This is a genomic window from Cobetia sp. BMC6, from assembly GCF_029991385.1.
Lineage (GTDB): Bacteria > Pseudomonadota > Gammaproteobacteria > Pseudomonadales > Halomonadaceae > Cobetia.
Window position 1 is genome coordinate 132,142 of the sequence record NZ_JAKUMF010000002.1, and the last position, 11,585, is coordinate 143,726.

At 62.7% G+C, this 11,585-nt stretch carries 12 protein-coding genes and 1 other RNA gene; 9 read left to right on the forward strand and 4 right to left on the reverse strand.

Annotated features, from left to right (window positions below):
- The first annotated feature begins 163 nt into the window (after positions 1 to 163).
- The 5 genes from petA to MKZ40_RS04825 all read left to right on the forward strand — a co-directional run bounded on the left by petA (position 164) and on the right by MKZ40_RS04825 (position 4,437).
- Complete coding sequence (gene petA / locus MKZ40_RS04805) at positions 164 to 760, forward strand: ubiquinol-cytochrome c reductase iron-sulfur subunit (RefSeq protein ID WP_175088330.1); 597 nt, start codon at positions 164 to 166, stop codon at positions 758 to 760.
- Positions 760 to 2,022 (forward strand): cytochrome bc complex cytochrome b subunit, encoded by a 1,263-nt coding sequence (locus MKZ40_RS04810; protein WP_175088329.1) that lies wholly within the window; start codon positions 760 to 762, stop codon positions 2,020 to 2,022. The genes petA and MKZ40_RS04810 overlap by 1 nt, the downstream gene beginning before the upstream one ends.
- 8 nt (positions 2,023 to 2,030) lie before the next feature.
- Positions 2,031 to 2,831: a cytochrome c1 gene (locus MKZ40_RS04815; protein WP_175088395.1), complete on the forward strand. Its 801-nt coding sequence runs from the start codon at positions 2,031 to 2,033 to the stop codon at positions 2,829 to 2,831.
- Between the two features lie 215 nt (positions 2,832 to 3,046).
- A complete protein-coding gene (sspA, locus tag MKZ40_RS04820; RefSeq protein WP_043332516.1) occupies positions 3,047 to 3,673 on the forward strand; it encodes a stringent starvation protein SspA in 627 nt (208 codons plus the stop codon).
- 167 nt (positions 3,674 to 3,840) lie between these two features.
- The gene (locus MKZ40_RS04825; protein ID WP_175088328.1) at positions 3,841 to 4,437 is read left to right on the forward strand and encodes a ClpXP protease specificity-enhancing factor; all 597 of its coding nucleotides are present in this window, start codon (positions 3,841 to 3,843) and stop codon (positions 4,435 to 4,437) included.
- A 182-nt stretch (positions 4,438 to 4,619) separates the two neighbouring features.
- Here MKZ40_RS04825 and MKZ40_RS04830 read toward each other — a convergent pair whose 3' ends face one another.
- The 4 genes from MKZ40_RS04830 to MKZ40_RS04845 are packed head-to-tail and all read right to left on the reverse strand — an operon-like array spanning position 4,620 to position 8,155.
- Entirely contained in the window at positions 4,620 to 5,198 is a 579-nt protein-coding gene (locus tag MKZ40_RS04830; RefSeq protein WP_054555092.1) for a BON domain-containing protein, read from the reverse strand.
- A gap of 37 nt (positions 5,199 to 5,235) precedes the next feature.
- The gene (locus MKZ40_RS04835) at positions 5,236 to 5,829 is read right to left on the reverse strand and encodes a phosphoheptose isomerase (protein WP_043332512.1); all 594 of its coding nucleotides are present in this window, start codon (positions 5,827 to 5,829) and stop codon (positions 5,236 to 5,238) included.
- Positions 5,830 to 5,850: 21 nt separating this feature from the next.
- Positions 5,851 to 6,252 carry a YraN family protein gene (locus MKZ40_RS04840; protein ID WP_175088327.1) on the reverse strand — a complete coding sequence of 134 codons (402 nt, stop codon included), beginning with the start codon at positions 6,250 to 6,252 and terminating at the stop codon, positions 5,851 to 5,853.
- Position 6,253: 1 nt separating this feature from the next.
- Positions 6,254 to 8,155: a penicillin-binding protein activator gene (locus MKZ40_RS04845; RefSeq protein ID WP_175088326.1), complete on the reverse strand. Its 1,902-nt coding sequence runs from the start codon at positions 8,153 to 8,155 to the stop codon at positions 6,254 to 6,256.
- Between the two features lie 196 nt (positions 8,156 to 8,351).
- Between MKZ40_RS04845 and rsmI the strand changes: the two genes are divergently transcribed.
- From rsmI to ftsL, 4 genes are all read left to right on the forward strand, one after another.
- Positions 8,352 to 9,215 (forward strand): 16S rRNA (cytidine(1402)-2'-O)-methyltransferase, encoded by an 864-nt coding sequence (gene rsmI, locus MKZ40_RS04850; RefSeq protein ID WP_175088325.1) that lies wholly within the window; start codon positions 8,352 to 8,354, stop codon positions 9,213 to 9,215.
- A gap of 102 nt (positions 9,216 to 9,317) precedes the next feature.
- Positions 9,318 to 9,669, forward strand: an RNA gene (rnpB, locus tag MKZ40_RS04855) — RNase P RNA component class A.
- Between the two features lie 284 nt (positions 9,670 to 9,953).
- A complete protein-coding gene (gene rsmH / locus MKZ40_RS04860) occupies positions 9,954 to 10,940 on the forward strand; it encodes a 16S rRNA (cytosine(1402)-N(4))-methyltransferase RsmH (protein WP_175088324.1) in 987 nt (328 codons plus the stop codon).
- 250 nt (positions 10,941 to 11,190) lie between these two features.
- Positions 11,191 to 11,511 (forward strand): cell division protein FtsL, encoded by a 321-nt coding sequence (gene ftsL / locus MKZ40_RS04865; protein WP_175088323.1) that lies wholly within the window; start codon positions 11,191 to 11,193, stop codon positions 11,509 to 11,511.
- Positions 11,512 to 11,585: the final 74 nt, after the last annotated feature.

Below are 11,585 nucleotides of genomic sequence, written 5' to 3' on the forward strand. Positions count from 1 at the left end.
TTTTTTGCGGTCTTGCTACACGATTGACGAAAGCGGCTTTGGTCAAGGTGGCTTTCTTGAGTTGTGAGCGCTCTGTTCTTGCCCTTTAATACAAGCAAGCATCAAATGCTCGGCAAGTGGATGGCCCAGCATCAAGCGGTAGTGTTTGGGGGATAACAATAAAATGTCAGATCATGCTGTGAACCGAGGGCGACGCCGCTTCCTCGTCAGCGCAACTGCCGTGGTCGGGGCGGTAGGGGTGGTCGGTATCGCAACGCCCTTTCTAGCGTCCTGGCAGCCAAGTGCGCGTGCCCGTGCGGCAGGCGCGCCTGTCACGGCGGATATCTCGCGGCTGGCACCCGGCCAGCAGATGACCATCGAGTGGCGCGGCAAGCCGGTGTGGGTGGTGCGTCGCACTCCCGAGATGATCGCCGATATCCGCGCCATCCCTCCCGCAGAGCTGCAGGACCCCGAGTCACTGCGTCCCCAGCAGCCTCCTTATGTCGATGCCGTGCTGCGTTCCATCAAGCCGGAATATGTGGTGTTGGTGGGAATCTGCACGCACCTGGGCTGCTCACCTGGTTATCGTCCCGAGATCGGCGCGGCGGATCTCGGCGCGGACTGGCCGGGCGGCTATCTGTGTGCCTGCCATGGGTCCAGGTTCGATCTCGCCGGGCGAGTCTTCACCGGAGTGCCGGCGCCTTCGAATCTGGAGGTGCCGCCGCATCGCTACGAGAGTGAGCAGGTGCTGGTGGTGGGTGTCGACGAGGAGGCTGCCTGATGGGGAATCCAAACCGTGCCAAGGCGCCGCGCGGCATCATGCGCTGGATCGATGATCGTCTGCCGGCCACCCAGTTTCTGCAGGACCACCTGACCGGCTATTACGCGCCGAAGAACTTCAACTTCTTCTACTTCTTCGGCTCGCTGGCCTTGCTGGTGCTGGTCAATCAGATATTGACCGGCATCTGGCTGACGATGAGCTATACGCCGAGTGCCGAGGAGGCCTTTGCCTCCATCGAGTACATCATGCGCGATGTGGAGTACGGCTGGCTGATCCGCTACATGCATTCCACCGGCGCCTCGGCCTTCTTCGTGGTCATCTATCTGCACATGTTCCGTGGCCTGCTCTATGGCTCCTACCGTGCGCCTCGCGAGCTGGTATGGATCTTCGGCATGTGCATCTATCTGGCACTGATGGCCGAGGCCTTCATGGGCTATCTGCTGCCCTGGGGGCAGATGTCCTACTGGGGGGCGCAGGTGATCATCTCGCTGTTCACGGCGATTCCGGTCATCGGGGCAGATCTGGCGCAGATGATTCGTGGCGACTATCTGATCTCGGGAATCACCCTGAACCGCTTCTTTGCGCTGCATGTCATCGCCTTGCCGCTGGTGATCGTCGGGCTGGTGGTGCTGCATCTGGTGGCGCTGCACGAGGTGGGCTCGAACAACCCCGATGGCATCGAGATCAAGGACAGGAAGGACGAGGCGGGGCAGCCGCTGGATGGCATTCCGTTCCATCCCTATTACACGGTGAAGGACCTCGTCGGCGTCGGCGTCTTCCTGTTCGTGTTCTGTGCGGTGATCTTCTACTTCCCCGAAGGTGGCGGCTACTTCCTGGAGACGCCCAACTTCGAGCCGGCCAATTCGCTCAAGACGCCCGAGCACATCGCGCCGGTATGGTACTTCACGCCGTTCTACGCCATGTTGCGCGCGGTCAATTATCCGCTGTTCGGCGTGGATGCCAAGTTCTGGGGCGTGGTAGTCATGGGGCTGGCAATCGCCATCCTGTTCGTGCTGCCGTGGCTGGATCGCTCGGCGGTGCGCTCGATCCGCTACAAGGGCTGGCTGTCGCGTATCGCCATCGTCATCTTCGTGGTCAGTTTCGTGACGCTGGGCGTACTGGGGGTGATGCCGCCCACGCATGAGCGCACGATCATCGCGCAGCTGGCGACCGGGGCATATTTCGCCTTCTTCATACTGATGCCGCTGTATACGCGCTTCGAGACGACGCTTGCGGTGCCTGACAGAGTGACGGGCCGATGAGCGCGCTGATGGGTGGGGCAAAGGGGTGGCTCAAACGCGGGCTGGCAGCAGGGTTGCTGGCCGTAGTGAGTCTGATGGGGTCGGGTATGGTGAGCGCGGCGAGCAGTGCGGTGCCGCTGGAGACGATGCAGCCGGATCTGCATGATCAGCCCTCGCTGCAGCGTGGCATGCAGCTTTACACCAATTACTGTCTCGGCTGTCATGGCCTGCAATATCAGCGTTACTCGCGCGCCGCGGAGGATCTGGGGATGCCCGAGGACCTGGTCGAGCAATATCTGATTCTCTCGCCAGCGCTCAAGATCAATGACACCATGCGCACGGGCATGCAGAAAGAAGACGCGGCCGGCTGGTTCGGCACGCCGCCACCGGATCTGTCGCTCGAGGCGCGTCTGCGCGGCACTGACTGGATCTACACCTACCTGAAAAGCTTCTATCGCGATGCGTCACGTCCGTGGGGCGTGAACAATGCGGTCTTCCCCCAGGTCGGCATGCCGCATGTACTGGAACCGCTGCAGGGCGTGCAGGAAAAGGTCTGTGGGCAGAGTGATCTGGCGGTAGCGGGGGCGGAAATGGATCCCGACACGGGGCGTTATGCGTCCTGTGATATTCTAGAGATCACCCAGCCTGGCAGCATGACGGTTGGGGAGTTCGATCAGGCGATGTGGGATCTGACCAATTTTCTGGCCTATGTCGGCGAGCCTTCGCGACTCAAGGCTGAGAGCATGGCCCCCAAGGTGTTAATATTCATTCTGATCTTTACCTTGCTGGCGTATCTTCTCAAGAAGGAATACTGGCGCGACATTCATTGATGGCCCCCGGGGCGGGGTCTCAGTGATAATGGCGAGCCGGCAGTGACGGGCGCGCGGCTGATCAGTCGCGCGCCCGCTTGCGTCGCCTCGAGGTGGCGCAGGCTGACCCTCTGGCAGGGCCCGTTGTGACAAGGGCAGGCCAGAGGAAACTTATCCCCGTTTGTCAGGCCAAAAGCTGACACGGGCATGTCTCGAACAGATGCGAGGACAGTTTCATGGGTGTTGTGGCCAAGCGTTCATCGATGACCTTCTACTCCGGTGGTGACGACCACTTCAGCCACCGTGTACGGATCGTGCTGGCCGAGAAGGGTGTGGCAGTCGATATCATAGATGTGGATGATGACAGCCGTCCGGCCGAACTGGCCGACCTGAACCCGTACAACAGTGTGCCGACGCTGCTGGATCGCGACCTGGTGCTCTACGAGTCCAAGGTCATGATGGAATATCTGGACGAGCGTTTCCCGCATCCGCCGCTGTTGCCGGTGTATCCGGTGGCGCGCGCCCAGAGCCGTCTGTGGATGCATCGCATCGAGCGCGAATGGGTGCCGATGATGGAAACCATCCAGACAGGCACCAAGAAGGAAGCCGACAAGGCGCGCAAGGAATTGCGTGAAAGCCTGATCGGCATTTCCCCGATCTTCGACGACATGCCGTTCTTCATGAGCGACGAGTTCTCGCTGGTGGACACCTGCATTGCCCCGATCCTGTGGCGTTTGCCGACACTGGGAATCGAGCTGCCGGAGAAGCAGGTCAAGCCGCTGCTGACCTACATGGAGCGGTTGTTCGGGCGTGATGCCTTCAAGGCGTCGCTGTCCGAGGCCGAGCGCGAGATGCGCATCTGATCCGTGCGTGACCCTTCGGTCACTGATCGATCGGTCACGCATTCGGGCTTTCGCCCTCGCTCATCAGTCCGTGAATGACGGATGTGAGCGATGTGCGGGGCGTCGGCCCGTTGGCGGAATGGACTTCGGTCGTCGCTGACACTCATTGCAGTTCAAGAGGTTCTCCCATGCTTTCCAGTCGCCCTTATCTGGCACGCGCACTCTACGAGTGGCTGCTGGATAACGACAATACGCCGTACATCGTGGTGGACGCCGAGCAGGAAGGTGTCCAGGTACCGCGTCAACATGTCCAGAATGGTCAAATCGTGCTGAATATCGCACCCGGTGCGGTGCGTGATCTGTTGATCGCCAATGAAGGGGTCAGCTTCAATGCCCGCTTCGGTGGCCAGCCGATGCACGTCAGTGTGCCGACGGCGGCTCTGGTCGCGCTGTATTCGCGTGAAAACGGTGTCGGTATGGTCTTCGGTCACGAGCCGGTGATGCCGGGTGCCGATGAGATGACATTCGGTGAAGTCGCGCCAGATGCCGAGCCGGCCGCCGCGGCGCGCCCGACGCTGGCCAGTGTCGGCAGTGTTCCTGCCGAGGAAGAGGCACCTGTCTCGGAATCAGCGGATGCGCCCATCGAGTCAGGCTCAGGCGCTGATGCCGAAGTCGCCGGTGAAGAGCAGGCGTCAGACTCGGCCAGCGACGAGCAGGGCGCTGATGACAATGATCAGCCCAAGCCGCCGCGCAAGGGGCGTCCTTCGCTGCGCGTGATCAAGTAATCCTGTCGGCAGGTGGGGCGATGGATGAGGGTTGGCCATTGTCCGCCTGGTGTCGCTCCTGTCATGAAAAATGCCCCGCAGGCTTCGGCCTGCGGGGCATCTTTTATTCTGGGTGCTATTTATTCAGGGCACTTTTCGTTCAGGGCGCTTTGCATGTCAGGTATGCAAGCGCGCCACCTCGATCAGTCGAGGTACTCGAAGACCTTGGCGATACGCTGGATACCGCCGACTTCGGAGACCTTGCTGACGATCTGGTCGGCTTCGGCGCGGGTCACGATACCCATCAGGTAGACGCTGGCATTCTCGGTGAGCACCAGGATGCGGCCGGAGTCGATGTTGGCATCCGCCGCCAGCGTGGCCTTGACGCGCGTGGTCAGCCAGGTGTCCTGCACGCGCTGGCTGGCCGGGGCATTGGCGCTGATTTCCAGCGCGTTGTGCACCTGGCGTACGCGACGCACATCCTTGGCGATGTCCGTGGCCTTCTGCTTCAGCTCGTCACTGGCGACCTGGCCGGTCAGCAGCACCATGCCGTTGTAGGAGTTCACGTTGACGTGGGCATCATTGAAGCGGGCATCGGTCTTGCCGAGATTGACCTCGATCTTGGTCTCGATGCTCTCGTCTTCCACCTGGGCGCCCAGGGTGCGATCGCCATAGTCTTCGTCGATCGGGCCGCTGTTGGTCAGGTCGGCGACGGTGGTGCAGCCGGCTAGCGTCAGGAAGCCGGCGGTGGCCATGAGGGAAAGCAGGTTCTTGGGCGTCATGCCGTTTTCTCCTGGTGAATGCCGTGGGGCGCGCGGATTACTCGTTGCTGCCGAACAGCTGATGATCAATCAGGTCGCACAGGCAGTGGATGGCCAGTAGATGGACTTCCTGGATGCGTGCCGTAGAGGTGGCGGGGACACGAATCTCGCAGTCTTCACTGCCCAGCAGTGACGCCATGTCACCACCGTCACGGCCGGTCAAGGCCACGACGCGCATGTCGCGGTCGTGAGCCGCCTGGATGGCCTGCACCACATTGGCGGAGTTGCCGCTGGTGGAGATGGCCAGCAGGATGTCACCGGGCTGACCCAGGGCGCGGATCTGCTTGGAGAACACCTCGTTGTAGCTGTAGTCGTTGGCGATGGACGTCAGCGTGGAGGTGTCGGTGGTCAGCGCGATGGCTGGCAGGCTTGGGCGCTCACGCTCGAAGCGGTTGAGCAGCTCGGAGGAGAAATGCTGGCTGTCGCCGGCGCTGCCGCCGTTGCCGCAGGCCAGGATCTTGCCGTCATTGACCAGACTCTGGACCATCATCTGGCTGGCCGCTTCGATGAAGGGCGGCAGCACTTCGCTGGCGTAGGTCTTGGTGTCAATGCTGGCGTTGAAGTGGCCGAGAATACGCGATTGGAAATCCATGATGGCTCTTGGTCGTTGGCTTCAGAACGCTTCGAAGGCGTGGCGAATCCAGTGAATGGAACGAGGGGAAGCCCCCTCCACGCCTACCACGTCGAAGCGGCAGGAACATGATAGCCCGTGCTGGGCCAGATAAAAACGCGCGGCAGTGATCAGCCGGCGTTGCTTGGTATGGGTCACGCTTTCCAGTGCGCTGCCGAAGCGGGAGTTGGCCCGGTAGCGCACCTCGATGAAGACCAGGGTCTCGGCGTCACGCATGATCAGGTCGATCTCGCCGCCCTTGGCATGCTGGTTGCGAGTGACGGGTGTCAGGCCACGCGCTGCCAGCCATTGTTCTACCTCGGCCTCGATGACGGCGCCGCGCGCTCGGGCGCGACGCTGGGGAGGCGGGTGCGCCTTGTCAGAGGGCGAGCCGGTGCGTGCCATGTCAGGGCGTGTAGGCTTCGACGGTGCGGCTGTTGGCGCCTTTCAGTGGCGGACGCGGTACGCCACCTCTGAATTCCGCCCAGGGCAGCGTGCGCTCGATGCGACCATCGTGGCGCGGGAAGAGGCTGCCGGTGGCGCCGAAGAGTTCGCCGCCCGCACCGGCCAGCATCAGCGGTACGCGCTGGGCCAGACGATAGGCATCGACCCCCATGGCGTTGAGCTTGAGCATGCGCGGTGAAGCATCGGACAGTGCGCGGTAGGTATCGACTTCCGGCAGGGATGCCTTGCCGCCTGAGGAGGCTTCCGGCACTTCCCAAGGAATGTCCACGAAGTCGACGCCATTGAGGTCGCCATCCTGATCGGGCTGCGGTGCGCCATCATAGAGATGGGAGGTGCCGTAGATCGGCAGGTCGCCCGCGTAGTAGAAGTCCAGCATCGGCGGAACCTGGCGAGCATAGCTCGGCAGCGCCAGCAGGAAGATCATGTCGATGTTGCCGGAATGGGCGCGGCCGTATCTGCTGCCGGATTTCTTGGCGGACTTCATGCGCGCCTGATCCTGGCTGGAGACCGACAGCAGGTCCTTGACGGCTGAGCTGACGGCGCCCTTGGGGTTGTAGCGCTCGACGGAGACGATATCGCCGCCTTCCTGCTCGAAGCGGTCGCGGAAGGCGCTGTAGACGCGCTGGCCCCAGGCATTGTTGGGCACCAGCGCAGCGGCGCCACGATGGCCGTCGAGTGCGGCGCGCATGGCGACCTGGCGGGCTTCGTCCTCGGCGGAAAGGCCGTACTGGAGCAGGTTGTCGGCACGGTTGCTGTCATGGGTGCCGTAGTTGAGGGCCAGCGTCGGCAGCGGCAGGCTGTTCTGGGTCTCGAGCTGACTGACCAGCTTCTTGTCCAGCGGGCCGAGCACAACCTGGGCGCCATCCATGGTGGCGCGGGCATACAGGGTCTTGAGATCCGCGCTCGAGGTATCATAGAAGCTCAGCTGCGGTGTGGCCTCGGCATTGTCGATGGCGCTGCGATGGCGTGCCTCGATGCCTTCACGGATGGCCTGGGCGATCCGCTTGAGTGAACCGGACTCGGGCAGGAAGACGGCAATCTTGCGCACCTCCTGGCCGGACAGCTCACGCAGGTCGAGAATGCCCTGCGGCATCTGGCGCGCGGCGGGGTGCTGCGGATTGGCGTCCGACCAGTCGTTGATGGCGGAGAACATCTGGTCGATGTTGCCACCGAAGCGACGCTGCAGACGCAGCAGGTCCGTCCAGTCACTGGCGGTGGGGCTGGCACTGGCCAGCTCATTGAGCTGAGTGGGCGAGAGGCGCGTGAGCTGCTCCCACAGGGTGTCGTTGATGCTCAGGTCATCGCTGTCGGCCTGCAGGGCGATCAAGGTCTGGGCGCTGGCCAGGGGTTCGCCGACCATGCCGAGTGCCAGGCCGCGTCGCTTGCGCAGTGTGCGCTGGTCATCGCTGGACATCTGTATGCCGTCCTCGAGCACCGAGGTGGCCAGGATCGTGTTCCAGCCGTCCTGCTGCTCAAGCGCGATGCGCGACAGCAGCAGGGCCCATAGCACGCGTTTCTGCGGCTCGAGGCTTGCCGGATCGATGTCGGATGCGATGGTGATCGCCTGCGCGTTGTCGCCGCTGCGTGCTAGGATGTCCGCAGCTTGCAGGCGCGTACTGGCCGCTTGCTGACCCTGTTGCTGCTCTGCCTGAGCGAGCAGGGCATCGGCCCCGGGGCCGCTTGAAAGCGGTGACTGTCCGGCACACCCTGCCAGCAGCAGGGCGGAGGCGGCGAGGCCCGCCAGCGTTCTCAGGCCGGAACGTGAACGGCGCGCGGCCTCCTGCCGGATGGCTGACGAAGTGCCCAGCGTATTGGCTGATGCACGGTTCCATGTCTGGCGCATGTACGACGGTCCCTTGGCTGATGGGCGATGTGGTCAGGGCTGCATCGCCACCTACTGTGATGAAGGGTGAAAGGCATCATGGCACTCGGTCGATCAGGGCCACGCATGCAGCGTCCTTCGGATGAAATGTCCCAAGGCAATCTGCCTGTGTCTGACGACCATTTCTACCATTGAGTTCAACGAGTCGAAGCATTGAATGTCCGAGTCTTCTGAAGGCGTATTGTACGTGGTCGCCACGCCGATTGGTAACCTCGATGATCTCAGTCCCCGCGCCGCGCGGGTGCTGGGAGAAGTGGACCTGATCGCAGCCGAGGATACCCGCCACAGTGCGCGGTTGCTGCGTCACCTGGGGCTGGAAGTGCCCATGATGTCCTTGCATGATCACAACGAGCGTGGCCGTGTCGATCAGCTATGTCAGGCGCTGGAGGCAGGTCGGCGCGTCGCGCTGGTCTCCGATGCCGGCACGCCGCTGATCTCCGATCCCGGTTTCATCGTCGTGCGCGCATTGCGCGAGCGTGGATTCAAGGTAGTGCCGCTGCCGGGGCCGTGTGCGTTGATCACCGCCCTCAGCGCGGCGGGTCTGCCGACGGATCGTTTCACCTTCGAAGGTTTTCTGGCCCACAAGGGCGGCCCGCGTCAGGCGCGCCTTGCCGCGCTGCGCGAGGATAGCGCCACCCACGTGCTGTACGAGTCTCCGCACCGCATCCAGGCGCTGCTCGGCGATATTCGCGAGGTGCTTGGCGAGCGCCGGGTCGTGCTGGCGCGTGAGCTGACCAAGACCTTCGAGACCTTTCTCGATGGCACGGCAGCCGAGCTGCTGGCGCAGATGGACGCTGACAGTGATCAGACCCGCGGCGAGTTCGTGGTCATGATCGAAGGCGCGCCGGCACGTGACGGCGACGAGGCGGCCAGTGTCGAAGGCGACGCCCTGTTGCAGGTGCTGTTCGAGGAGGGCGTCGGCGTCAAGCAGATGGCCGCCATCGCCACACGTCTGGTGGGCGGGCGCAAGAAAGCCTGGTATGCCAAGGCGCAAGCCATGAAGGACGCGGCGGAGGAATAGGCAAACCTCTGTCACGCCAGAACTTTTTGCCGCTGCCATTGTTCGGCCTGCGCGGGCTTCGTCTTGTGAAAGGCCCATGACACTGGTAGTCTTGCGCGCTTGGGAGACGGCCAGACAGTCGCCGCCAGCGCAAGCTGGGGGAGGAAAGTCCGGGCTCCATAGGGCAAGGTGCCAGATAACGTCTGGGCGGCGCGAGCCGACGGCAAGTGCAGCAGAGAGAAGACCGCCTACGTCAGCTTCGGCTGACCGGTAAGGGTGAAAGGGTGCGGTAAGAGCGCACCGCGCGGCTGGTAACAGTTCGCGGCGAGGTAAACCCCACCTGGAGCAAGACCAAATAGGCCCCTATGCTGCTGCCCGCAGTGGGGGCGGGTTGGTTGCTTGAGCCCTGAAGTGATTCAGGGCCTAGATGAATGACTGTCCACGACAAGACCCGGCTTATCGGCCATCTCCCGCCTTATAACGTCAGTGTGCTGCCATTCTTCGCGATGCGAGTGATGGCAGCACACCTTGAATTCGCATGACCGGCGCCGTCCGCTGCGTGTTTCGTGAAGACCATTGCAGTTGGATGGCAACGAACACGCAGCCGTGACAGGCGCCGGTTGTCGGTTATGGCACTTGAACTCGTGTTTCAGCCGCTTGTCTGCTGCACGCAGGTGTTGTCTCCGCTCTTATGCTGTCGGTGTCCATTGCCACCGGCTTTCACTGCTCGCATCGCGTGCCAAGGTCCAGAGTTTCGTCATGTCCAAGCCCAGCGCTCCTTCCGTTACCGAGTCTGTCGATACCGAGTCCGTCGAAGTGGCTGATCGCTTCGCGCATGTCAGTGTCATGCTCGATGGCGCGGTCGATGGTCTGATTCAGGACACTGCCGGCGTCTACTTCGACGGCACCTTCGGTCGCGGTGGCCATTCGCGTCTGATCCTGTCGCGTCTGGCACCCGAGGGACGTCTGATCGCCTGTGATCGTGACCCCCAGGCGCTGGCGGAAGCCGCGACCATCGATGATGAGCGTTTCAGTATCCATGCCGGTGAATTCGCGCGTCTTGGCGAGTATGCCGAGCATGAGGGCGTGCACGGTCAGCTGGATGGCATCCTGCTTGACATCGGCGTGTCATCCCCGCAGCTGGATGATGCCGAGCGTGGCTTCAGCTTCATGAATGATGGCCCGCTGGACATGCGCATGGACCCCACCAGTGGCGAGAGCGCCGCCGAGTGGCTGTCGCGTGCCAGCGCCGAGGACATGGCCTGGGTCTTCAAGACCTACGGTGAGGAGCGTTATGCCAAGCGTCTGGCACGCGCCATAGTGGAGCGTCGCGCCGAGCGTCCCATCACGCGTACCGGCGACTTTGCCAGCCTGATCAAGGATGCCCATCCCAACTGGGAGAAGCACAAGCACCCGGCGACGCGTGTCTTCCAGGCGATCCGCATTCACATCAATGGAGAGCTGGATGAGCTGACCCGCGCGCTGGATGCCGGTCTCGAGGCGCTCAAGCCCGGCGGTCGTCTGGTCGTGATCAGCTTCCACTCGCTGGAAGACCGCATCGTCAAGCGCTTCATGCGTGACAAGGCGCGGGGCGATCAGGCCCCGCGAGGCATGCCGATCCGCGAAGACCAGCTCAACAAGCGACTCAAGCTGGTGGGCAAGGCGCAGAAGGCTTCGCAAAGCGAAGTCGATGCCAATGTCCGTTCGCGCAGTGCGGTGATGCGCATTGCTGAAAAGCTCAAATAGCGTCTGTGCACCCTCTGGGGAATCGTGCCTCTTTCTGCGCCTGCCTACCGGCAGGCGCGCGCGCAAGTGGGCTGTGGTGAAAGGGCGACACAAGTGTTGCCGTGCTGCAACTCTTAGCGGCTAACGCCACTTGCTGACATAATGCGCCGGGCGCTTCAAACAAGTGAGCGAACATCGCGTTTGCACGTTGGCAGTCTGCAAGGATATTCGTGATGCGGGGCATCACGTTCAGAGTGATTAGGGAGTCGGCATGGCGGGACGGAGACAGGAGGGCTGGACGGGTAACTGGCCGATCAAGGTGCAGATGCGTTGGCGTCACCTGTGTTTCGCGGTGCTGATGCTCAGTCTGCTCGGCTCTGCCGCTGCCGTCGTGATCAGCTCCCACCTCTCGCGCGGCCAATATGCCCAGCTGCAGAAGCTGGAAGCGGCGCGCGATGACGCGCGTGCACGCTGGGGGCGGCTGCTGCTCGAGGAGAGCGCCTGGTCGGCACCGGCGCGTATCGAAAGCATCAGCATCGAGCGACTCGAGATGCGCGTCCCGGATGTCCACGATGTCGAGGTCATTCGCTGATGGCCGCGCGTCGCCCGCCTTCGTCTCGCCCGCGCAAAGCCGCCGGCGCTGAGACGCCCGCTCGTACCAAGGCC